The organism is Maricaulis sp. (genome assembly GCF_017642925.1).
Classification (GTDB): domain Bacteria; phylum Pseudomonadota; class Alphaproteobacteria; order Caulobacterales; family Maricaulaceae; genus Maricaulis.
In genome coordinates this window covers 22432-44819 of the sequence record NZ_JAEPOL010000019.1, presented here as the reverse complement: position 1 = coordinate 44819, position 22388 = coordinate 22432, and the positions used below count along the sequence as shown (strand labels likewise).

Annotated in this window: 18 protein-coding genes; 2 read left to right on the top strand and 16 right to left on the bottom strand. The window is 65.2% G+C overall.

Annotation, left to right across the window (positions count from 1 at the left end; translation table 11 throughout):
- Positions 1-36 precede the first annotated feature (36 nt).
- The 6 genes from JJ918_RS14385 to JJ918_RS14360 all read right to left on the bottom strand — a co-directional run bounded on the left by JJ918_RS14385 (position 37) and on the right by JJ918_RS14360 (position 10391).
- Positions 37-1278, bottom strand: coding sequence for a dicarboxylate/amino acid:cation symporter (locus tag JJ918_RS14385; RefSeq protein ID WP_291888707.1), 1242 nt, complete (start codon positions 1276-1278; stop codon positions 37-39).
- 3 nt (positions 1279-1281) lie between these two features.
- Positions 1282-2883, bottom strand: coding sequence for an amidohydrolase family protein (locus tag JJ918_RS14380; protein ID WP_291888705.1), 1602 nt, complete (start codon positions 2881-2883; stop codon positions 1282-1284).
- A gap of 10 nt (positions 2884-2893) precedes the next feature.
- Positions 2894-5950: a TonB-dependent receptor gene (locus JJ918_RS14375; protein WP_291888702.1), complete on the bottom strand. Its 3057-nt coding sequence runs from the start codon at positions 5948-5950 to the stop codon at positions 2894-2896.
- Between the two features lie 168 nt (positions 5951-6118).
- Positions 6119-7039, bottom strand: a complete 921-nt coding sequence (locus JJ918_RS14370) for a LysR family transcriptional regulator (protein ID WP_291888699.1) — start codon at positions 7037-7039, stop codon at positions 6119-6121.
- Positions 7040-7119: 80 nt separating this feature from the next.
- On the bottom strand, positions 7120-7995 hold the full coding sequence (locus tag JJ918_RS14365; RefSeq protein WP_291888696.1) for an alpha/beta hydrolase: 876 nt from the start codon (positions 7993-7995) through the stop codon (positions 7120-7122).
- Between the two features lie 59 nt (positions 7996-8054).
- Positions 8055-10391 (bottom strand): TonB-dependent receptor, encoded by a 2337-nt coding sequence (locus JJ918_RS14360; RefSeq protein WP_291888692.1) that lies wholly within the window; start codon positions 10389-10391, stop codon positions 8055-8057.
- 152 nt (positions 10392-10543) lie between these two features.
- Between JJ918_RS14360 and JJ918_RS14355 the strand changes: the two genes are divergently transcribed.
- A complete protein-coding gene (locus JJ918_RS14355; RefSeq protein ID WP_291888689.1) occupies positions 10544-11269 on the top strand; it encodes a TetR/AcrR family transcriptional regulator in 726 nt (241 codons plus the stop codon).
- 37 nt (positions 11270-11306) lie between these two features.
- Here JJ918_RS14355 and JJ918_RS14350 read toward each other — a convergent pair whose 3' ends face one another.
- A complete protein-coding gene (locus JJ918_RS14350; RefSeq protein WP_291888686.1) occupies positions 11307-12491 on the bottom strand; it encodes a hypothetical protein in 1185 nt (394 codons plus the stop codon).
- A 169-nt stretch (positions 12492-12660) separates the two neighbouring features.
- Here JJ918_RS14350 and JJ918_RS14345 point away from each other — a divergent pair, with 169 nt between their 5' ends.
- The gene (locus JJ918_RS14345; RefSeq protein WP_291888682.1) at positions 12661-14424 is read left to right on the top strand and encodes a pyridoxal-dependent decarboxylase; all 1764 of its coding nucleotides are present in this window, start codon (positions 12661-12663) and stop codon (positions 14422-14424) included.
- Between the two features lie 70 nt (positions 14425-14494).
- On the opposite strand, the gene JJ918_RS14340 is transcribed toward JJ918_RS14345, so the two are convergent.
- From JJ918_RS14340 to JJ918_RS14300, 9 genes are all read right to left on the bottom strand, one after another.
- Complete coding sequence (locus JJ918_RS14340) at positions 14495-16627, bottom strand: TonB-dependent receptor (protein WP_291888681.1); 2133 nt, start codon at positions 16625-16627, stop codon at positions 14495-14497.
- Positions 16628-16720: 93 nt separating this feature from the next.
- A complete protein-coding gene (locus JJ918_RS14335) occupies positions 16721-17173 on the bottom strand; it encodes a pseudoazurin (protein ID WP_291888678.1) in 453 nt (150 codons plus the stop codon).
- A gap of 87 nt (positions 17174-17260) precedes the next feature.
- Positions 17261-18310, bottom strand: a complete 1050-nt coding sequence (nirK, locus tag JJ918_RS14330; RefSeq protein ID WP_291888675.1) for a copper-containing nitrite reductase — start codon at positions 18308-18310, stop codon at positions 17261-17263.
- Positions 18311-18427: 117 nt separating this feature from the next.
- On the bottom strand, positions 18428-18994 hold the full coding sequence (locus JJ918_RS14325) for a Crp/Fnr family transcriptional regulator (protein ID WP_291888673.1): 567 nt from the start codon (positions 18992-18994) through the stop codon (positions 18428-18430).
- A gap of 91 nt (positions 18995-19085) precedes the next feature.
- A complete protein-coding gene (locus JJ918_RS14320; protein WP_291888671.1) occupies positions 19086-19460 on the bottom strand; it encodes a hypothetical protein in 375 nt (124 codons plus the stop codon).
- Between the two features lie 62 nt (positions 19461-19522).
- Complete coding sequence (locus tag JJ918_RS14315) at positions 19523-20101, bottom strand: response regulator (RefSeq protein ID WP_291888669.1); 579 nt, start codon at positions 20099-20101, stop codon at positions 19523-19525.
- A gap of 4 nt (positions 20102-20105) precedes the next feature.
- Positions 20106-21212 (bottom strand): PAS domain-containing sensor histidine kinase, encoded by a 1107-nt coding sequence (locus tag JJ918_RS14310; RefSeq protein WP_291888666.1) that lies wholly within the window; start codon positions 21210-21212, stop codon positions 20106-20108.
- Positions 21213-21334: 122 nt separating this feature from the next.
- Positions 21335-21559 (bottom strand): DUF1858 domain-containing protein, encoded by a 225-nt coding sequence (locus JJ918_RS14305; RefSeq protein ID WP_291888664.1) that lies wholly within the window; start codon positions 21557-21559, stop codon positions 21335-21337.
- Positions 21560-21643: 84 nt separating this feature from the next.
- Positions 21644-22342, bottom strand: coding sequence for a Crp/Fnr family transcriptional regulator (locus JJ918_RS14300; RefSeq protein WP_291888662.1), 699 nt, complete (start codon positions 22340-22342; stop codon positions 21644-21646).
- Between the last annotated feature and the right edge of the window lie 46 nt (positions 22343-22388).

Genomic DNA, 22388 nt, shown 5'->3' with positions numbered 1-22388 from the left:
CGGTTTGTCCCCTGGATTGTCGGATTGGGTACGCGGTTATTCGACCGGCTTGGCCCGGTAGACCTCTTCGTCGATCTCGCCCTCCCAGCGGCCGACGACAGTGGCGACACAGAGGTCGCCGGTGACGTTGGTGACGGTGCGGGTCATGTCGAGAATCCGGTCGAAGGGCAGGATGAAGCCGACCACGAGAGCGATCTGCTCCGGCGTCATGCCGATCGTCTGCAGCACGGCCGCGATCAGGAAGAGCGAGGCAGAGGGCACCGAAGCCGTACCGATCGACACGAGCGTGGTGGTCAGCGCGATCAGCAGATAGTCCTGCAGTTCCAGCGGAATACCGAAAGCCTGGGCCGCGAAGACAGCGACGATGGCGACGTAGAGCGCGGTACCGTCCATGTTCACGGTCGCGCCCAGCGGCAGGATGGACGAGGCGACGGCAGGCTTGATGCCCAGATTGTGCTCGGCTGCCGACAGGGTCGAGGGCAGGGTCGCCGAGCTCGACGAGGTCGAGAAGGCGACCAGCTGGGCCTCGCGCACCCCGCCCAGGAAGGGAATGACCGGCAGGCGCGCGAGGAATTTCACGAACAGCGCGTGCGTGATGACGATGTGCAGGAGGCAGCCTGCCACCACGGTCACGGCCAGGACGAAGAGATTGGCAAAGGCGCTGAGCCCGCTCGTGCCCATCACCCAGGCGACCAGGGCGAAGACGCCGAAGGGCGCGAATTCCATGACGATGCCGGTGACGTTCAGCATGGTCTCGGCACCGGCGTCGAAGGCGGATTTGAGCGCTTTCGTCTTCTCGCCGCCGATCAGGATGCCGGTGCCGGTCATCAGCGCGAAGAAGATCACGGCCAGAAGGTCGCCCTGGGCGAAGGCGGCGAAGGGGTTTTCCGGCACGATCGCCAGCAGGCGTTCGGTCAGCCCCATCGGCTCGGACAATTCCTGCGGCGTCGCCCCGGACAGGTCGATCCCGTCACCCGGCCGCAGCCCGGCAGCCAGCGCCAGACCGAGCAGGATCGCGAACAATGTCGTCGCGAGATAGAGCGCGATCGCCTTGCCGCCGATCGAACCGAGCCGTTTGGGATCGCTCATCGCCGTCACGCCCGAGACCAGGGTGACGAAGACCAGCGGGATGATCAGCATCCGGATCAGGCGGATGAAGAGATCGCCCACCCAGCGCAGATGTTCGACAGCATCACCGGCGAAATAGCCGGCCACAGCGCCGAGCGCGAGGGCCAGGAGAATGCGTTTCCAGAGGACGATATTGAACCAGAAAGACAAGAGCTATTCCTCGCACAGATCGATATGGCTGGTGTCGCGCAGGACCGGCTGGCCGGCCAGCGCGCCGGTGGTCGCGCCATTCTCGATGGCCAGCACGCCGTTGACGAGCAGATAGCGCACGCCTTCGGACAATTCCTCCGGCGCGGCATAGCCGGCGCGCGGGGCGAATGTGTGCGGGTCGAAGACCACGATGTCGGCGACAAGGCCTTCGCGCAGATAGCCGCGCCCGGTGAAGCCGAACGTATCGGCGGTGAGGCCGGTGCTGCGCCACACAAAGCGTTCCAGCGGCATCATCCCGCCGTCCACGACGAGATCGCGATAGGCCTTGGGAAAGGTCGCAAAGCGGCGCGGGTGCCCGGTCGATCCGTCCGACGCCGTCGTCACCCAGTCCTGACCGGCGAAGGCTTCGATATCGGCCCCGTCCATGACGAAGGACGCAACGCGGTAGCCGCCGGAGCGGATGATGGCGATGGCGGTTTCGATTGCGTCCTCGCCGCGCTGTTCGGCGATGGCCGCCAGCGTGTGACCGCCCAGTGCCGGGTCGGCCCCGCGCAATGGCCGCGTGAGCAGCAGGGCATCGGCCCCTGCACGGCGGCGCAAATTGTCGTGCATTTCGGCCACCAGGCGCGGCCGGACCTGCGGATCGTCCAGCCGGGCCAGCAGCCCCTCGCGGCCGCCATCCAGCGCCCAGCGCGGCACCAGCGCATTGGCCAGCCGCGTGCCCGAGGCACGCCAGGGGTACTGGTCGGCCGTGACACGCAAACCGTTTGCACGCGCCGCCTCGACCCTCGCGATCACGGCTTGGCTCTGACCCCAGACATCGGGACCGAGCGCCTTGATATGGGCGATATGGACCGGCGCGCCGGAGCGTTCGCCGACCGTGATCGCCTCGTCGATCGAGGCCAGCAGACCCTGGGAATAGCTGCTCTCGTCGCGAATGTGGCTGTCATAGAGACCGCCGCGCGCGGCGGCGACGGTGGCCAGCGCCACCACTTCGTCCAGCGGCGCGAAATTCTGCGGGGTGTAGTGAAGCCCGGTGGAAAAGCCGATGGCGCCCTCGCACATTCCACCCGCCAGCATGGTTTCCATGCGGGCAAGCTCTTCGGCGGTTGCGGTGCGGTTGTCTTCGCCGATCACGGCGGTCCGGATCGGCCCCAGACCGACCAGAAAGCCGGCATTGGGACCGATGCCCAGCGCCTGCAGGTCCTCGGCCAGGCTGCCAACGGCCGGCTCGCCGCCGCCATCATTGCCGACGACCACCGTGGTCACGCCCTGGAAGAGAATATTGTCGCTGCGGCGGCGTTCGGCGTCATCGGCCGCCAGATCCGCCAGCGCGTGCGTGTGTGGGTCGATGAAGCCCGGCGCGACGACCAGCCCCTCTACCGCGATGACCCGGTCGGGCGTCAGCCCGCTTTCATCCAGCGCGCCGACAAATACGATCCGGCCGTCTTCTGTGACGACATCCGCCGTCCGGCCGGGCGCGCCGGTTCCGTCGACAACGGTCCCGCCCGTGAAGGCAAGCATCTGCATTGCCGCGGCCGGAGCAGCCGGGGCCAGGACGGCCAGTGCAAGAGCACCGGCCGCCTGAAGCGTCTTTGCAAGCATGGTTCCTGCCCTAGAAGGACTTGCGGACCGAGGCGTAGAGGAAACGTCCCCGCGCCGAGTGCAGCGTTCCCAGATAGTTGAACGTGCTGTCGGCCAGCGGCGGCGCCTCATTGGTGAAGTTGCGCGCGCCGACCCGGACCCGGGTATTGTCCAGCACGTCTTCGCGGTCGAACGTGTACTGGACATAGACATTGCCGTAATACCACTCGTCGACCTCGAACTGGGTACCGTCACCGAGCGTCGCCCCGGTGTCCAGCACGGAACTGGTATAGCGGCCGAACAGGCCGGCGCCCCAATTGCCGTTGCGCCAGGTGATCGAGGTCGTTGCCCGCCATTCCGGATTGCCGTCCTGGCGCAGCAGCCCCGCCGCACCGTCGACCACGAAACCGCTGAAGATCTCGCCGGCATCCTGGGCATCGATGATCGCCTGGGCTTCCGGCGACGGCTCCTGGTCGAACGTGATCAGATGGGCCGCCGTGACGGAGACACGGAAGTCACCGAGCGGCGTGTCGTCGATATCGTAGAGGACGGTGACGTCGACGCCTTCGATCTGCCGCGGCAGGAGGTTCTGATAAGTGTCCTGCACCTCGATCACCTCGCCGACCGCGTCGAGACCGGTTCCGGCAAAGTCGGCGATATCGTCGGCGCTGGGCGCTTCGCGGATCACCGCCGGGTTGAAGGAGCCCTGGGTGCGCAGCAGGTAGTCATAGGCGAGATGGTTGTCGTCGCCAAAAATGCCGATGACGTTTTCCTGCTGGATATTCCAGTAGTCGACCGTGACAGTCAGATCGCCGAAGCGGCGATCCCAGAGCTGCGGCTGGAAGACGAAACCATAGCTGTAGGTGGTATTGGTTTCCGGCTCCAGCGTGCTGGACCCTTCGCGCACACTGACCGTCGACTGCGAACGCAAGCATTCGTCCACATTGGCGATACGGCCGGCGCGCAGGTCGGCCTCGCAGAAGATGTAGTCGAGGCGCGTGTTGGACCGTTCCACGCCGCGCTCGTGGATCTGCGGCAGGTTCGGTGCCCGGAAGCCTTCCGAGTAGGAGCCGCGCAGCATCAGCCAGTCGGTCACTTCCCAACCGATCGCCGCCTTCGGCTTCAGCACGTCACCGACATCGGAATAGTTCTCGTAGCGCGCTGCCAGCTGGACATCGATGGCCTGCATCAGCGGGATGTTCATGTCGCGGCTGACCAGCGGCACCGAGAGTTCGGCGTAGGAGGAGAACACCGAACGGTCGCCGGAGGAGTCCGGCGTCGGGCTGGAGCCGAGCACGTCGGATCCGAAAAAGTCGCCGCTGATCGGATTGGTGAAGGTGATCGTGCCGTCGAGGCGATCGTCGCGATCGTCCTCGAAGGCCTCGTGCCGCAGCTCGACCCCCAGCGCGACACCGACACCGCCCGCCGGCAGCTGGAACAGGTCCGGACGCGAGGTCTTGAAGTCCCACAGGCCCAGCTCGGTGGAGTTTTCCCGCGTCACGTCGACCATGAAGCTGTCGATCGTGGATTGCGGGTTGGGCGTGCTGTCACCATTGGAGAAGTCGACCAGATTGCCGCCGTTGAACGGGTTGTAGGCATCCGGCGTTTCCAGTGCGAGCGACTCCTGGAGCAGCGTGTTGGAGATGCGGTTGGTGCGGTCTTCCGTGGTCGCCTCGGACCACAGCATCGCCGACTCCCAGTCCCAGGCGCCGAACGAGCCGCGCAGGCCCGCCAGCAGGCGGTAGCTGGTATTGTCGACATTGATGACACGCGGTCCGGCATCGACGAAGCGGTAGTCATTGATGATATTGGCCACGCCCGCATCCGGAATGTTCAGACCGGGCAGACGGTTCGGATTGACACTGCCGTCCGAGAAGGTCACCGGACCGAAGGGATTCCAGTAATTGCTGGCCGGGACGATGATGTCGGCGGCGCTGAGCGGCGAAGCCTGCTCGCGATGGGTCATGTAGTCGGACAGGTAGAGCCCGGCCTCGGCGAAGAATTCCAGCCCGTTGCCGAAATCATGGTTGAAGAAGGAAAAGGCGTTGAACCGCTCATTGTCGCCATAGATCCAGCGGTCGAAGTTGGAATTGTAGCGATAGACGCGGTCCGAGGTGGAATTCTGCGTGCTGTTGTCGATGCACAGCCCGGCGCCCAGATCGGCCAGACAGCCGGTCACGCTGTCCGGCTGGATGTGCCAGTAGTCGCCCGACGAGGTCAGCGCCGTACCGTTCTGCCGGATGGTTGCCGTGTAATCCCAGGTCTGGAATTCGCCGAAGGGCGAATTGGTCGACCGGTTGTCGAAATCGGTATCGTCCTCGAACGGCGTGCCGATCACCTGGTCGCGCGCATCATAGCTGGCCGCATAATCACGATCGGAGGCCGGCATGCCGGCGCGGTCCATATAGTCGACGAAGATCGACAGGTTGGACTGGCCATTGTTGAAGTCACGGCCGAAGGCGATGCTGCCCTCAAGCTCGCGCAGCGAGGTGCCCTCTGACCCGCCATATTCGATCTCGGCGGTCAGACCGTCGAAATTGTCGCGCAGGATCGTGTTCACCACGCCGCCCACAGCATCCGTGCCGTAGATCGCGGCAGCGCCGTCGCGCAGCACTTCGACCCGGCGGACGCCGTTATTGGGGATGGAGTTCACGTTCACCGTCGTGACCGGCACCAGGTTTTCGGTCTGATAGCCCGGGTGCAGAACCAGGCGGCGCCCGTTCAGCAGAACCAGCGTATTGCCCGAACCGAGCGAACGCAGATCGACCGAGGCCACATCGCCGCGTGCGTCATTGACGCCGCCGGCCGTGCGGCCTTCCTGGAAGGCCACATCGCCGGCTTGCGGGATGGAGCGGAAAAGCTCGTCCATCGACGAGGCGCCGATCGCATCGAGATCGTCCGAGCCGATGACGGTGACCGGCAGCGCGCCGGTGATCGGCGTGCCGGCAATGTTGGAACCGGTGACGACAATCACTTCGGTTTCGTCATCGTCCTGCGGCGGAGCCTCGGCCTCCTGGGCATTCGCCACTTGCGAAAACAGAATGGTTGAACTGAGCAAAATGAGTTTGGAAACCCGCCCGACGGTCATAGCAATCTCCCCTGCATGACGGCGCCGACCCGCTCGTCCCTGTGACGAGGCAGCGCCCTGATCGCAAAGGCTTTCAGATTATGTCGCGCCCGTGAAGGCGCGCAGCCGTAGTCAGTTTTTGTGCGGCTATAGACGAAGGTTATGCCCGCAATGCGTGCGTCCGGGCGCTCAGTGCACTGAGTGAGTTCGCGAAATCACCGCGCGCAGCACATCGAGGAAGCCGTCAACCAGTTCCGCCTGGTTTGTCCGTTCGCCCGTGCCCGTGTCGACGGAGTCCGCCGTGACGGCGTTGACCGAGTAACGGACCGGGTCCTGGAAGCGCAACAGACGGATATCGGGATCCTCGTTGAACGCCGCGGTAAAGCTGTCGATCACGGCCACGCCGACACCGTGCCGCACGAGCGACATCGCGACATAGTAGGTGCGCGCCGTCACCACTTCGCGCAAGGTCACGCCGGCCCGCGACAGCTGGTCGCTGAACAGGTCCCCGCAAGGCCCGCTGTCGCGCAGGCCGATGAATTCCACCCCGTCCAGATCGGCCAGGGAAACGCTGTCGCGTCCGGCGAACTGATCGTGCCGGGCCACCAGCAGCAACTCGCTGCGGCCAAGCTCCTGGGTGACCAGCCGCGCATTCATCGGCGCCCCGTATCCGATGGCAATGTCGCATCCCTGCTGGAACAAGGCCTCGGCGATCTCGCTGGAATGCAGCGTATTGATCTCGAAGCTGACCTCCGGCTGGACCTTGCGATAGGCCGCGATCGCCTCGGGCACGATGCTCAGTCCCAGCGAGGGCAGCACGCCCAGGCGGATATGCCCGCCCCGGCGCTCGCGGATATTCTTGGCCAGCTGGTTGAGCGCCCGGACATCGCCATAGACGTCCTTGGCCTTGTCGAACAGCTCGTGCGCCGCCGCCGTCGGGATCAGGCCCGACCGGCCGCGTTCGAACAGCGGATAGCCCAGCTGGTCTTCGGCGTGGCGCAGCACCTTGCTGACCGAGGGCTGGGAGACATTCAGCTCGCGCGCGGCGGCGCTGATCGACCCGCAACGGTAGACGGCATGGAAAATTTCGATGTGGCGCAGGCGTAGCACGATGACGGTCCCGGAGATTGGCAGGCGCCAATAGGACCGGGCTTTTGCGGGCCGGACAAGTCCGCCGCATGCAGATCGATCTATTCGACGGCGTCGAAGAAGCCCGCCAGCGCGGTCCGGCTGTCCGGTTCGGACAGGTCGGGCGTGTGGGCTGCCCCGGGAACTTCCCGCACACTCACCGAGGACGAGCAGGCTGCCATCCGGGCGACTGTTTTGCGCGACAGGATATCGGAATGCTCGCCGCGCAGAACCAGCGCCGGGCGATGGCGCGCCAGGCGGCGGAAATTACGCCACATGACGAAGCGCGCCAGCGGCATCAGCCAGGACGGGGCCTGAGCGGCCACGGCAGGATCGTAGGTCGGCTGCAACCTACCCTCGGGCGTCTCGATATACATGCGGGCAGCAAAGCGCTGCCAGTCGGTATCCGTGTAGTGCGGAAAGACATCGCCCGCGATGTGCCGCGCATAGGCGACGGCGCCGTCCCAGTCAGTCACGGCCGGAGCGCTCGACGCATATCCGGAAATCCGGGCGATTCCGGCCTTCTCGATCGTCGGACCGATATCGTTGAGCACCGCGCCGGCCAGCCGGTGCAGATGCGTCCGGGCCATCTGCATCGCTACCATGCCCCCCAGCGACGTGCCCAGAATGTAAAACCGTTGGAGCCCCAGACTGTCGGCCAGCGCAACGACATCGGCGGCATAGACCGGCAGCCGGTAGCGCGCCGGGTCACCGGATGCCGACCGGCCCCGCCCGCGCAGATCGACCGCCAGCGTCCGACGGCCCCGCGCCGCCAGCCAGGGCGCCACGTCTTCATAGTCCAGACTGTTGCGGGTGAGGCCGGGAATGCAGATCACCGGAATACCGGCCGCATCGGCGGGACCGTAGTCGCGCGCGAACAGGTCGAGCCCGTCCGCAGAGGTCCAGCGGATCCCGGCCGGTTCTGTTTGTGAGGTCATGATCAGTCCTGTAGCGGGACCGGCCGCCGGGTTGGCGTCGGCGGCCGGTCCTTGCGGGGTCAGTAGCGATATTCCAGCGAGGCAAAGACCGTGCGGGGCGGTCCGTAAAAGCCGATGATGCTGTCGCCATAGCCCAGGCCGGGGAAGTAGTAGCCGCCCGTGCGATAGCGCTCGTCGGTGAGGTTGCGGGCATGCAGCCCGGCCCGCCAGCGGCCTGAGCCGGACGTCCAGACCGCACTGGCATCGACGAGCGAGTAGGCCTCCTGGTCGATCTCCGGTGCGGGCGTCTCGAACATCGAGCTGTCGCCGCGCCAGGACACCGCCGCGCGCAGATCGAGCATGCCGCCGATCACGTCGTCGGAATGGTGACTGAGCGCCAGCGATCCGTTCCAGTCCGGCGTGTTCTGGAACTGGCGTGCGTCGGAGACGTCGGCGAGCACGTAGGCCGGCGGCGGCGATCCGTTGGGCACATAGGCCAGATACTCGTCGAATTCGGCGTCGACATAGCCCAGCGCCAGATTGAGACTGAACCCGCCGCCCAGCCGGGCCTGCGCTTCCAGTTCGGCGCCGCGAATGGTCGAGGAACCGACATTGTCGATGAAGCTCACCAGGCCGGTGCCCACCGTGTTGACCTGCTGGCTGGTGACCTGCTGGCCGTCATAGGAGGCGTTGAAGATCGCTGCCGAGAACCGCACCCGGTCGTCGAACAGATAGCCCTTCAGGCCGATCTCCAGCGAGTCGACGGTTTCCGGATCATAGCCGTCCATCGTCGCCGGCGTTGCCGCTGCATCGCCGCGCATGTCGAACCCGCCGGACTTGAAGCCCCGGCCATAGCTGACATAGGCGTTCAGCGTATCGCTGATGCGATAGCTCAGCCCGATACGCGGCGTGAACTCCTCGAACGTGCGCTCGGCCGTGTAGTCGGTGAGAATCTGGATCGGCGTGTTGGGCGTGCCGGAGACCGGCGATCCCAGACCCAGATAATTCGCCTTGAACACGCGGCCGGTCTTCTCGTCGCGCGTCCAGCGCCCGCCGAGCGTCAGCGTCCAGCGGTCTGCGAGATCGAAGTCGAACTCGCCGAACACCGCAAGCGACGTGGTATCGACATGCCCGCTCGTGCCCTGGGTGAAGTTGGGCGTCGGCGAACCGGGAATGGCGGCCGCCCCGATACCCAGCACCGTGTCATAACCGCCGCTGGCATAGGCATCGAGATAGTAGACGCCTGCCACGCCGCGCCAGCGGTCATGATCGAACAGGAGCTGGAATTCCTGCGAGAACTGGTCGTCGTCATAAACGGTCTCGGGCGCGAGCACGTCGAGGATCGGCGCCGGCGTGCCGTCGAAATCAATGCCCTCGCCATGAGTTTCGCCATCCCGCCAGGCCGTCACGGTCTTGAAGGTGAGATGATCGCTGATCGTCCACTCGCCGGTCAGCGAGACGCCCTGGTTGATCACTTCATTGGTTTCGTCCACGCCCGCCCAGCTGTCATAGACATCGTCGGTCACCGGGAAAGCGCCGGCCGGCACGTTGATCCCGAAAGGCGTCGTGATGGGCGGCGCGCCGAAGGCGGCGGGGACGGGCAGTTCGCGATGGCCGGGATTGGCATTGCTGTCGTCGTCCAGCCGGTCGGCCGTGAGGCGGAAGAACCAGTCCGGTGCCGGTTCGAACTCGACGGTGAGGCGCGCGGAAAAGCTTTCCCGGTTCCCGATATCGGCACCGTTCCACAGATTGGTGCCATAGCCGTCGCGCCGGTAGACCCCCAGCGCACCGCCCACGCGCAACCCGTCAGACAACGGTGCGGAGCCCGAGACGATCAGGTCGCGCTGATTGTATTCGCCCAGATTGGTCCGCACGGAGAAGGTCGGCTGGTCGTCCAGCCGCGCCGTGACGAACTTGATCGCCCCGCCGATCGTGTTGCGGCCGTAGAGCGTGCCCTGCGGACCGCGCAGGACCTCGACGCGCTCGATATCGAGAATGTCGAGGATCGCGCCCTGCGGCCGGGCAACATAGACATCGTCGATATAAAGACCGATCCCCGGCTCGAACCCCCACAGCGGATCCTGCTGGCCGATGCCGCGGATGAAAGCCGTGAGCGTGGAATTCGTCGCCCGTGCGACCTGAAGCGTCAGATTGGGCGTGTTGCGCTGGAGCGCGGTGATGTCCGTTGCGCCGGACAGGTCGAGCGCCTCGGCGCTCTGCACCGTCATCGCCACCGGCACATCGATCAGGCTTTCCTCACGGCGGCGGGCCGTGACGACGATGGTATCGACGGCGCGCTCACCGTCGCCGGCCGGCGCGCTGTCCTGGGCGTTTGCCGCTGCGGTCGTCAGCAATCCTGCCATTGCTGCACACGACATCAAATAGGCCCGCAGGCGCGAGCCGGTCCCCTTGTTCATGCTCTCCTCCCTCGGCGCATTTTTGCGCTTGCCGGCACGTTGGCACCGGTTCGGACGACATACTCAATATATTTATTTATTGGTCAATAAATTTCTTGAAATGCATGCTTGCGCCTTGGCGGAGCAGGAAAAACGGTGCAAGACGGAAGGCCATGAGCAAGAGCATGATCGCAAAACCGGACACAGGCACCGCGGGTCCGGCCCGACGGCGACGGCGCCAGGCCGACCGGCGCGAGGAATCGCGCGAACGGATTCTGGACGCCGCAGAAGCGCTCTTCGCCGAAGCCGGTTTCGAAGCTGTGTCGATGCGCCAGATCGCGACCGAGTCGGGCGTCGATACCGCTCTGATCCACTATTATTTCGGCACCAAGGCCGGTGTCATCGACGCTGTTCTCGAACGCCGCGCCGACATGGTGAATGCCCGCCGGACCGCGTCACTGGACGCCTATGCCCGCGAACAGGCCGGCAAGATGACCGGCCCCGGCCTGGTGCGCGCCTATCTGGAACCGACTTTCAGTTTCATCCTCGACGGAACACCCGGCCATCGTCACTACGGTGCGCTCATCGCCCGCCTCAACAGCGCCCCGATCCCCGCCGAGATCGGCCATGATGCCTCCCCCTTCGACGCCGTGACCCAGCGTTTCGTGGAATTGTTGCGGGAGGTGCGGCCGGACTGCTCGCTGGCCGATCTCTACTGGTTCTACCACATGATGTCCGGCGCCATCACGCTGTCGCTGGCCCAGACCGGCCGCATCGATCATCTCTCCGGCGGACTGTGCAACTCCGCCGATGCCGCAACAATCCTGGAACGGATGTGCGAGGTCTTCGGTCAGGGGATCGAGGCTCTGCCGGCATCGCCAGACAGGCCGGCCCCCTGACCAAGATCGAGCCGCAGTGACGGCCCTTCCGGCGCGATCAATAGTCAAAGACCAGGCTCAACCAGATCTTGGTCCGGTCTGCCGGCCCGCCCGCATCGCCGTCGAAGACTGCGGCCTTCGCTTCTGCCGACAAGCGCCCGGTCAGTGCCAGACCGGCCACGAAGTCGATTTCGGAGCCATAATCGATATCGCCGTCATCGGACGCGAAGTCATGCCAGGCAAGGCCCAGGCTGACCGGTCCCGGCGTGGCATCCGGGAAGCGCCAGCTGCCGCGCACGTAAAGATCGCGCAACCCGTCTGCCGGGGTCGACAGGAAGACATCCGCCGCACCCTGGAATTTGTGCAGCGTGGCGAGCGGCGTCTGGAAGCCCTGCACCCCGTCGCCGCCCAGCACCTCGATCCCGCCACCGACGGAGAGGTTTCCGGACCGGTAGTCCGCCTCGGCCCGCAGATAGGTCAGATCGAAATCTCCGGTACTGGCACCATAGTCGGACTGATTGGCCAGTTCGAACCGGTAGGCGATCGCCTCGTGTGTGCCGGTCAGGCGCAGCCCCAGCGTCTGCGAGGACAGGGCCGGTGCGTTGTCGAAATCGAGCAGAAGCGCGAAGGCCGCGACCTCGCCCAGCGGTGTATCCACGCGCGCTTCGCCGGCGTGAGAGGCGCTGTCCAGCTCGCCCAGCGGGTGGTCGTCGCCGAAGATGCGATGCACGCGATCGATATAGGTGTAGTCCAGCGTCACCGGCCAGGTGTCGCCGCTGGTGATCCGTACGGCATCGACAGACTGGCTGTTCTGACGGAAGCCGACCGGCCCCGCAAAACGCTGATCGCCCAGCACGAACCATTGCCGCCCCAGCGTGACGCCGGCACCGGTTTCGCCGCGCCAGGAAATCTGCGCCCGGTTCAGCTCGGTGACTTCCGGATCGGCGACGACCGGATAACCGGGATTCAGGGTGATGGTATCGGCGAAGTCGTCGATCAGATGCGTCGTGTTTTCTCCTTCCAGCAGAACGGAAAACCCGTTCCGGCGCGGTGTCTCGAAACCGAAACGGGTGCGCAGGGTCAAAGCAGAAGCGGTCTCGGCCAGACCGTCCTGGTCGACGTTTTCATAGCGCAGGCGCATGTTGAGAATGAGGTTGTCGGCCAGTCCGTCGTCTGCGAGGGCGGATGCCGGCGCCATCGCCAGACCGGCGAGCGCGGCGGTGGCAAGAAGCAGGGCTTTCATGATGGGAACTCCCGGGATTGTGACCTGTCCTCGATAGGCCCGTTGCCGCCCCGCCCACTTGCGCCAGCGCAAGCGAGCGGCGCAAAGCCCTGGTTTGACCTGCGTCAAAAGGCCGGATGTCCGGCCGTGCGAAAAAGCGCAGCCTGCACCGCCGGAAAAAGGACAATCCATGACTTCACGCGACGACGCCGTGGGCGCAAAGGCCTACTTCCCGGGCCCCAAGTCGGAGAATGAGGCCTGGGTCCGGGCCGAATTCCAGGCCATTCTCGATGACTGGTTCGACTGGCGCAAAAGCGACCGCACCGGCGATCCTGCCGCGATCAGCCGGGACGACCGCCTGTCCGCCGACTTTCTTGCCGAACGCGAACGGTTGAGCCAGGAGCTCGATACGCTCAAGACACTGATGCGGCGGGAAACGGCGACCTACTCGCCGCGCTATGCCGGTCACATGGTGTCGGAGCTCACCCTGCCGGCCCTGTTCGGCCAGCTGACCGCCCTGCTGCACAATCCGAACAACACATCCAAGGAAGTCTCGCGCGTCGGCACCGTCATCGAAGCCGAAGCCATCGGCATGCTGGCGGAGATGATCGGCTATGACCCGGCCGCGGCCCGGGGGCATTTCACCTCCGGCGGCACCGTAGCGAATTTCGAAGGGGTCTGGCGGGCCCGCTACCGGCTCGATCACTGGCTGTCTCTGGCCCTGTGGATCGCGGAGACCACCGGCGCCCCCCTCAACGTATTCGAGGCCGCCCACATGGGCTGGACGCGCTATGCCGGCCTCGTGAAACAGCACGCACCGGACCCCGATGCGCTGCGCAATTGCAGTGCGGTCGCGGGTAATCCGGCCGACGTGTTCCGCCGCCTCTCCAGGGCCGCCGGGCACGACTATCTCGGCCCCGTCGTGCTGGTTCCCGCCAGCAAGCATTTCTCCTGGCGCAAGGCCGCCAATGTGTTCGGGCTGGGCGAAGAGGCGTTCTGGGAAATCGGCCTGGACGATGAGGGGCGCTTCGACCTCGCCGATCTGGAACGCCGGGTGAACCAGGCGGAAGCTGCGGCCCGGCCGGTGCTGGCTGTCGTTTCGGTCGCGGGCACCACCGAGACCGGCGAGATCGATCCGATCGACCGCATCGCCGACCGGCTGGATCAGTGGCGGACCGAGCGCGGCTGGCGGATCTGGCACCATGTCGATGCCGCCTATGGCGGTTTCCTGTGCACCATTCCGGACGGTCCGCATGAAACCGTCCTCCAGCCCGCGACAATTGCCGCGCTGAAAGCGGTTTCACGCGCGCATTCGGTGACCATCGACCCTCACAAGCTGGGCTTTGTGCCCTATGCCTGCGGCGCCTTCCTGGCCCGCGATGCCGACCACTACACGGTCTCGGTTTTCGACGCGCCCTATCTGGAGCGGCCGCAGATCTCCGACGATCCGTGGACATCGACACTGGAAGGGTCGCGCTCGGCAGCCGGAGCGACAGCGGTCTGGCTGACCGGCCGCACGATCGGCTTTGCGCCCGACCGTTTCGGCGCCCTGCTGGCCGGCATGATCCGGTCGGGCTATGTTTTCCGCAGCGAAGTGCTGGGCGATCTCGACGGCGTGCATGTGCTTGAACCGGTCGATGCCAATATCGTCTGCTTCTCGCTCGGCGCACCCGGTGAAGCACTGAGCGCGGCCAATCGCCGGACCCGGGCTCTCTACGAGGCCTTGTGCGAAGCCGGTGACTTTGTTGTCACCACGACGACACTCGGCAGCGTCAATCACCGCAGCCAGATCGCCCGCCACATTGCAAGGTTCGACGGCGAAGCGGACGAGGCCCGGCTGGTACTGATCCGCTGTGTCTTCATGAACCCCTACTGGGCGAGCGACGCCATACGCGACGCGATGGTGCCGCAATTCGCCGCCACGATACGGCAGGCGCTGTCCACGCTCGATTGAGGTTCGCCGCAAAAGAAAAAGGGCCGCGATGTCCCGCATCGCGGCCCTTCCAGTGTCCCGGACTGCGCGGTCAGAAGGCCGCGCTGATCCGGGCGTAGGCGCCGCGCCCCTGACCTGGCAGGCGGTCACCCACGGCCACGTCACCACCGGCGACGCGATTATAGCCGGACAGGTGTCTCTCATAGGTCTCGTCGAACAGGTTCTCGATACCCAGCGTGACGAGGACATTGTCCCGGGCATACCAGTCGAGATTGGCGCCGAAGACCGCATAGCCGTCGGTCGCCTGCTCCGAATTGGTGGCTGAAACGCGATCCTGCTCGGCCACGAACTGGCTCTCCAGCGACACGCTCCAGTCCGCCTGCTCATAGGTCAGGTCGAGCAGGAGACGCGCCGGCGCCATCCGGTAGAGCGGCTCGTCGATATCACGGCGGTCGCCCCTGACCAGGGAGGCCACACCGTCGATGCGCCAGTCGCGGGACAGCTGCCAGCCGAAATCGGCATCCACACCGAAGAACTCCGCGTCGACATTGGCAAAGCGCAGCGGCGTGGCATCGCCATTCATCATCGAGACCATTTCCACCGGGGTATCGATCACGCCCGGCGTGGCGTCATAGGCAACGCCCTGGATGAAATCGTCGACCCGGCGGTAGAAGACGGTCGGGCGGAGATAACCGCTCTCGCCGCGCCAGTCGAAACCGGCCTCGATACTGTCGGCCGTCTCGGGCTCGAGATGCAGGTCACCGACATAGGTATTGCCGTCGGCCAGGCCGCCGCTGGCGCCCGTGGGCAGCCAGGCATAGCGCTCGACATAGGACGGCATCCGCGTCTTGTGGGCCAGGGTGAGACGCCAGGTCAGCGGGCCGTCCGTGTGCCGCCAGAAGCGCGCCACCGCATCGACCGTCGTGTCGTCATGCGCGCGATCGGCCATGTTGAACATGCCGGCCAGCATTTGCGCACCCGCCGGAACCGCACCACCCGTACGGGCAAGGCCGGCATCGTCGGAATGCCAGTCGGCGCGGATACCCAGCTCGCTTTCCAGCGACAGGATCACACCTTCCCACTGGGCGTAGGCGCCGGTGCGTTCGATGGAGATGTCCGGCAGCGAGCCGAGGAAGAAGGCGGCATTGTTCGGATTGGAGATCAGGACATCGTGTTCGGCCTCTTCCCGGTCGATCCCCAGTTCCAGATCGCCGCCCAGAGCCTCAAATCCGAGGGACAGCTCGGCAGAAACCGTATTGGCCGTTGCCACCGTATAGCGGTGCCGCATCGGATCGGGATTGGGACGCTGGGAGAAATTGTCCATGCCATGGCTGACATCGGTCCAGCCGATGGCGGCGTCGATGGTGATGTCGCCGGCCATGCCTTCATAGGCCAGGCGCGCAACATCGGTTTCGACATGCTCGATATCCATCGCCAGCGCCGCATTGCCCGTCGGCCCCGTGTCGAGCCGGCGATAGTCCAGCGACACGGCATGATCGCCGCTCGCCAGCCCGCCACCCAGGCCATAGACCGTGCGCTCGTGATGGCTGTTGGGAATATCGCCGCCGGAGAAGGCGATATCGCCGCCCTCTTCGCGCGAGAACAGAAGCTGGAAGCGCCGGCCTTCGCTGGCGCCGCCCGCCACGCCGCCCACGGCGTAGGATCCGTCGACACTGCGCACGGAGGCCATGGTCTCGGCTTCATACTCGATCTCATGACCGGACGCGAAGTCGACACCCTTGAGGATGACATTCATGCCGCCGCCCATGCCGGGCCCGCGGCTGACCGCGGCCACACCACGATCGACCTCGATGCGCTCGACCAGCGGCATCGGCGCATAGTGAAGCGGCGGGTCCATCAGGTTGGGACCGCCGGACATCACCGCGGCGCCGTCGATCGCGACCGGCGCACGCGAGCCGAACAGGCCGCGATACTGCACCTGGCCGGAGATCGAACCATTGTCCACAAGCGCCGCGCCGGGCAGGCGCGCCACGAGACCGGCGGCATCAGGTCCCAGCAAGGGTGCCTGTTCCGGGGAAACATGCTCTTCGATGGTCACGTTCGTGGTGATCCGGAAACCGGTGACCACGATGACGTCCTGGACAGCGGGCGCCGCCGGTTCTTCGGGGCGTTGATTGACGTGTTCGGACGCGCTGGCGGCACTTGCCAGGGCGATCGCCGCTGCGAGGGACGCGCTGGCGAGATAGAGCGATTTGCGTGACATGGGGGTCTCCACGCGGTGAAGGGGTCAGGGAGGGGGAGGGTGCGGACGGCAGCGCAAGAGAGGGAGAGAGGACGCGCCGCCGCCCGCTGAAGATCAGTCGTCGATCTGCTGGAAGAGGGCTTCCATGCGCTGGCGGGCACGGCCCGGCTGGCGCACGCCGGCAGCCGCGTCCAGGTTCGGGGCATCGCCTTCGCCGACCTTGATCAGGGCCACCATGCCCAGACCGTAGTGCGGCAGGCATTTCACGCCATAGACACCTTCGGCCGTGAAGGTGACGGAGACGTCTTCGTTCATGCGGCCGCGGAAGGTTTCACCGCCTTCGGGCACCATGCCGGGGATGGTCTCGGCATTGTGGGCCCGGTCCGTGGCGACGAAGGTCACCGTGTCGCCCGGGGCGACTTCCAGATAGGCCGGTTCGAAAACCATCGACTGGCCGTCGGCACCGCGGTTGAGCATCAGGATTTCATGGTCTTCCGCCAGCGCGGTACCGGCCGGCAGGGCGGCGGCGAAGATGGCGGCGGCGAGGGGGAGGAAAGCGCGTTTCATTGGGGTCAGGCCTTCTTGGTTTGGGACAAGGTGATGAAGCGGGGCGGCATGGGGAGGGAGGCCCGCCCCGCTTCTTCGAGATCGGGCCTAGTGGCCCGAGTCTTCAGAGACGCCGCTGAGCGGCTCGAAGATTTCCGGGTTTTCCGGTCCTTCGACGTGGAGGATGCCGGCCAGGCCGCGTTCGACGCGCGACAGGGCGTGGTCGACCAGGATGTAATTACCCGGCACTTCCAGTGCGAAGTCGACGGCGACGGCACCACCCGGTGCGACCGTCACGGTCTGTACGTCGCTGATGGTCTCCGAGGTGAAGGAACCGAAGGGATAGATCTCGTCAAAGATCTCGCCGATCACGTGGAAGGACGACGTCTTGTTGGGACCGCCGACACCGAAGAAGATGCGGACGGTCTCGCCGACCCGGGCCTGCAGCGGATTGTCCCGCAGGGCGCCGGCCGCGCCGTTGAAGACGTAGTATTCCGGCTCTTCGTCGAGCAGCTTGTCGATGCTTTCGGTCAGGTGGCCCGGCGTACCGAACTCCTCTTCCGTGTAGATCTCGCCCTGCATGACGTAGAATTCGCGATCGACTTCCGGCAGGCCGTCTTCCGGCTCGACGACGATCAGGCCGTACATGCCGTTGGCAATGTGGCTGGCGACCATCGGCGTCGCGCAGTGATAGACGTAGACGCCGGGGTTAAGCGCCTGGAAGACGAAAGAGCGGGTCTCGCCCGGACCGGCCAGCGTCGCGGGAGCGCCGCCGCCGGGGCCCGTTACCGCGTGGAAGTCCACATTGTGCGGCATCAGGCTGTCTTCGTGATTGGTCAGGCGGACTTCCACCGTGTCACCGACGCGGACGCGGATCATCGGTCCGGGGACCTGATGGTTGAAGGTCCAGTAGGTGTAGGTCGAGCCGTCGGCCAGCTGGCCTTCCAGTTCCACCGTTTCCAGTTCCACCAGGTGGCGCTGCGGCTCGCGGGCCGTGATCGGCGCCGGCACTTCGTGCGGGTCGCGGACGATATTGGCGACCGGAGCCGCATCGTCCTGGCCGTAGGCCAGCGGCTGGAGGATGAAAGCCGCCGCAGCGGCCACCAGTGCGGTCGCGGTGCCGGCGACAAGGATGTTTTTCAGGCTGCGGGTTTTCATGTCTTGCACTCCGTTTGAGCAGCGTTGTGATGATCGGGGTTTAGAAGGTCCGGGCGGTTCGCGACTTGCGCTTGAACAAAAGAAACGGGAATTCCGCACCCGGACTGGGGAGAAAGGTCAGGCGGCCAGAGCGCCTTCGATGCGGTAGGTTCGCTTGCCGGTGACAACCAGGCGGCGTTCGCGCATCCAGCGGGAAAACAGGCGCGAAACCGTCTCGATGGTCAGGCCGGTATAGTCGGCGATTTCCTGCCGGGTCATCGGCAGTTCGATATCGCCGATCGGGGTGGACAGCCGGTCCGACACGATGATCAGGAATTCCGCCAGGCGTTCCGCTGCCGACTTCTGGGCCAGCAGGGTGACATGACGGCGATCGCGGTCGAGCCGTCCGCGCATCTGCTGGAAAACGTATTCGGCCCAGGCCGGGTCCGACAGGGCGGCATCACTCGGCGCCGAAACCAGTTCGACCTCGGTGATCGCCTCGGCATAGTGATCGAGCTCACCGTCGAACTGGAAATGGAGGAGTTCGCCCGCCGTGACGAAGTCGACGATCTGGCGGCGGCCATCCTCGAACAGGTTGAACACCATCACGACACCGCGCTCGACCCGGACAAGGTCGGTGGCGCGGTCACCGGCGAAATAGACCGGCGTGTGGCTGGCCAGTGTGCGGCGGGTTTCCTGGATCATGGTTCGGGCTCCGGCGTGGTGCGTTCGTGAGCCCTTGTTTGTCAGACCGGCCGCCGCGAAAAAATTCGCATCACCGCGTACGGGATTTTCCCTATGCCCGGCCCCGAGTGTCCGTGACGGCCTTCAGGGCGTCCAGGATTTCGGCCGCCGCGACCGGCTTGCGCAGAACCTTGATGTCCCGCGCTTCAGCGAGCCGGCGCTCAAGCATTGCCGGGGATTGGTGTGTCAGAAGGATGGTTGCCGGACGGGTGCCCAGCGCGCCCGACCAGGCCAACAGACGGCGGATATCCGCATCGGCGGAAAGATCGGCAATAAGGATGTCGGTTCCGAGCGGTCTCGCGCCGGCAATGGCCGCGTCAACGGTCTCGAAAACCGTGAGCACAAAGCCCAGCGCCTGCGCGAATGCCTGAAAGGCCTCGCGCACTGACGGATCGGCTTCGACAAGTATGATGGCCAGCGGGGTCATGACCCGACAGGCTCTATCGCGAAGACACTTCGCGTGCTTTGCGCGAAATCAATCGCTCGCGGTCAGCGCGACATCAGACGCACGAGCTCGGCCACATTGCGCACACTGAGCTTGGCGAAGACACGTGCGCGATGGATCTCGACCGTGCGCGGACTGATATCCAGCTCGCGCGCGACTTCCTTGTTTGTCAGCCCCCGATTGAGCGCATCTGCAATGTCGCGCTCGCGATCCGTCAGGGCCGACATCAGAGCGTCCGCATCTCCGGACGGCCGACGTCCGGCGTCCAGCGCGTGCGCCATCGCCGCCTCGATCGAAGCGGGCTTGAAGGGCTTCTCGACAAAATCGTGCGCTCCGAGCCGGATCGCCTCGACCGCCGTTGCGATATCGCCGTGCGCGCTGATCATGATCACCGGAAAGGAGACCGGGGCCAGCCGGCGCAGTACGTCGAGACCGGAGAGCTGGGGCATTTTCAGATCGAGGAAAGCGATGTCGGGCGGCGCATCGCCGACCTGCTCGATAAAGGACAGACCGTGCGCATGCAGCGTCAGGCGGCGGCCGGGACCATCGAGCACCGCCGCCAGTCCTTCGCGGACGGCATCGTCATCATCGGTGATGGCGATCGAGATTTCGCCTGCGGGCATACGGCTACTCCATGGGAAGGTTGAGACGGAAGCAGGCGCCGGACAGACGGTCCTGGCGCGCCGGATCGACGAGTTCGAGGCTGCCGCCATGCGATTCAGCGATCGTCCGGCAGATGGACAGGCCGATCCCCAGCCCGTCCTTCTTGCTTGTCACAAAGGGGGAAAACAGGTTGGGGGCGAGATCGTGGGCGATGCCAGGCCCGTTATCCTCGACCTCGATCGCGGCCATGCCGTCATCACCCGTCGACACGCGGACCCGGATGAGAGGTGCATCCTGACCGTACGTCGCGTCGATCGCATTCTTGACCAGATTGACCAGGACCTGGCGGATCTGGGTCGGATCGGCGAAAACTTCCAGCGTCTCGTCAACACCGGACAGATCGACCCGCGCCCGGCCGCCATCATCAACGACACTGCACAGTTCCGCGGCATCGACGACGATCTCGGCAAGCCGCACCTCCCGGCGTTCATCATCGCCGGGTTCGACCATCTGGCGGATGCGGCGCACGATCTCGCCGGCGCGCAAGGCCTCGTCCTGGGCCCGGGCGAACAATTCCCGCGCCTTCGCGGGATCGGCCTCGAGCGACCGTTCCGATGCTGTCAGGAAAAGCGAGATGGCCGTCAATGGCTGGTTGAGCTCATGCGCGAGTGCCGAGCCCATCTCCGCCACAGCTCCGACCCGACCCATATGCGTCAGCTGGGCCTGCAGATCGCGCAGACGCCGTTCGGCTGCAACACGCTGGGAGAGATCACGGACAATGCCGACAAAACAGCTTTCCCCGCCGGTCTCGAACTCCCCGACAGAGAGGTCCATCGGGAACTCGCTGCCATCCTTGCGCAAGCCTTCGACCTCGCGGCCGATGCCGATAATTCGCGGCGTTCCGGTGGTGAGATAATTGGTGATGAAGCCGTCATGCCGCTCGGCATAGCGCGGTGGCATCAGCATCGAGACATTCCGGCCAAGCACCTCGTCCGCCGTCCAGCCGAAAATGCGCTCACATGCAGGATTGTAGAGGCTGACATGTCCCCCACGGTCGATACAGAGAATCCCGTCGACCGCGGTGTGGATCAGCGCTTCAAGCTGGCCTTCCGCAAAGGTCTTTTCTGCCATGGCGCGAGAAATCCTGCCGAGCGTGTCCGGCACGCCAGACTGCGCCAACGCGTCCGCACTTGCAAGTCAATCGCCGCGAGAATGGCCATATTCTCTCGTAAATTCAGGTAAATAATACCATATTAGCTGGCAGCATGCGGCCTCTCACCGGCGCCGATCGCCTGCGCCAGCTCTCCGGCAAGGGCCTCGGGATCGAGTCCGTATTCGTGGGCCGCCTCGCGGACGGTCATGAAGGGCGCCATGACACATCCCGGACAGGCCATGCGGTGACGGATGAAGACGGGAACCGCGTCCGGCCACTGGGTCATCAGCTCGCCGACGACCATGGTTTCGATCCGATCTGTCATGGCAATCTCCTTCCAGGCACGGCCGCAGTATGGCCGCCATGCCGGGAGGCGATTTGTCACGCCGCAAATCACGGGAAATCTGTCTCAGGCCTGCTCGGAAATCTCCACCAGGCGGTGCGGCCGGCAAATCACCAAGTGGCTGGACCGGCGCCCTTCGAGAATGCCTTCATCGATCCATCCGGACAGGGTCCGGCTGACCGTATGCAATGTGGTGCCCGTCATCTCGGCGAGATCCTGGCGCGACAGGGCGAAGGGTATCTCCACACCGGCCTCGGTCTTGCGGCCCGACTGGCCGGCGATCTTGAGAATGGTCGCCGCGATCCGCCGCTCGACCTGCTGGGTGGCGACCTGTTGCAGGCGTTCCTGCAATTCCTCGATCCGCCCGCCCATCATGTTCATGGCCTTCATCGCGAGAGGCGGATGCGCCTGCATGAGCTCCATCATCCGCGCATCGCTCCAGACCAGCAGCCGCGTCTCCTCGACCGCGAGCGGCGTGGCCGGATAGGGCACCTTGCGCCAAACAGCGACCGAGCCGACGAGATCGCCCGGCCCCATGAAGCGCAGCACGATATTCTTGCCGTCGGGCGTCGTCTGATCCAGCCGCAACCGCCCCCAGGCAACAATGAAATGGTGACCGGCTTCGTCCCCCTGCCGGAAGACGACATCGCCCTTGTCGACCACACGCACCTGGGCGGTCTCGGCCGCCTCCGACAGTGTTTCCGGCGGCAGGCCGGCAAACAGTTTGGCGCGTTCGACAATGGCGATCCTGGCAGTCTTGTCCATGATGCGGCCCCGTGTGCAGACGGTTTGCGTTACCTCAAATCGCGCC

What these genes read in the sequence shown, in the direction of transcription:
- JJ918_RS14380 (WP_291888705.1), bottom strand. Translation starts at nt 2,883, where the DNA reads ATGCTTGCAAAGACGCTTCAGGCGGCCGGTGCTCTTGCACTGGCCGTC.
- JJ918_RS14375 (WP_291888702.1), bottom strand. Translation starts at nt 5,950, where the DNA reads ATGACCGTCGGGCGGGTTTCCAAACTCATTTTGCTCAGTTCAACCATT.
- JJ918_RS14365 (WP_291888696.1), bottom strand. Translation starts at nt 7,995, where the DNA reads ATGACCTCACAAACAGAACCGGCCGGGATCCGCTGGACCTCTGCGGAC.
- JJ918_RS14360 (WP_291888692.1), bottom strand. Translation starts at nt 10,391, where the DNA reads ATGAACAAGGGGACCGGCTCGCGCCTGCGGGCCTATTTGATGTCGTGT.
- JJ918_RS14355 (WP_291888689.1), top strand. Translation starts at nt 10,544, where the DNA reads ATGAGCAAGAGCATGATCGCAAAACCGGACACAGGCACCGCGGGTCCG.
- JJ918_RS14350 (WP_291888686.1), bottom strand. Translation starts at nt 12,491, where the DNA reads ATGAAAGCCCTGCTTCTTGCCACCGCCGCGCTCGCCGGTCTGGCGATG.
- JJ918_RS14345 (WP_291888682.1), top strand. Translation starts at nt 12,661, where the DNA reads ATGACTTCACGCGACGACGCCGTGGGCGCAAAGGCCTACTTCCCGGGC.
- JJ918_RS14340 (WP_291888681.1), bottom strand. Translation starts at nt 16,627, where the DNA reads ATGTCACGCAAATCGCTCTATCTCGCCAGCGCGTCCCTCGCAGCGGCG.
- JJ918_RS14335 (WP_291888678.1), bottom strand. Translation starts at nt 17,173, where the DNA reads ATGAAACGCGCTTTCCTCCCCCTCGCCGCCGCCATCTTCGCCGCCGCC.
- nirK (WP_291888675.1), bottom strand. Translation starts at nt 18,310, where the DNA reads ATGAAAACCCGCAGCCTGAAAAACATCCTTGTCGCCGGCACCGCGACC.
- JJ918_RS14325 (WP_291888673.1), bottom strand. Translation starts at nt 18,994, where the DNA reads ATGATCCAGGAAACCCGCCGCACACTGGCCAGCCACACGCCGGTCTAT.
- JJ918_RS14320 (WP_291888671.1), bottom strand. Translation starts at nt 19,460, where the DNA reads ATGACCCCGCTGGCCATCATACTTGTCGAAGCCGATCCGTCAGTGCGC.
- JJ918_RS14315 (WP_291888669.1), bottom strand. Translation starts at nt 20,101, where the DNA reads ATGCCCGCAGGCGAAATCTCGATCGCCATCACCGATGATGACGATGCC.
- JJ918_RS14310 (WP_291888666.1), bottom strand. Translation starts at nt 21,212, where the DNA reads ATGGCAGAAAAGACCTTTGCGGAAGGCCAGCTTGAAGCGCTGATCCAC.
- JJ918_RS14305 (WP_291888664.1), bottom strand. Translation starts at nt 21,559, where the DNA reads ATGACAGATCGGATCGAAACCATGGTCGTCGGCGAGCTGATGACCCAG.
- JJ918_RS14300 (WP_291888662.1), bottom strand. Translation starts at nt 22,342, where the DNA reads ATGGACAAGACTGCCAGGATCGCCATTGTCGAACGCGCCAAACTGTTT.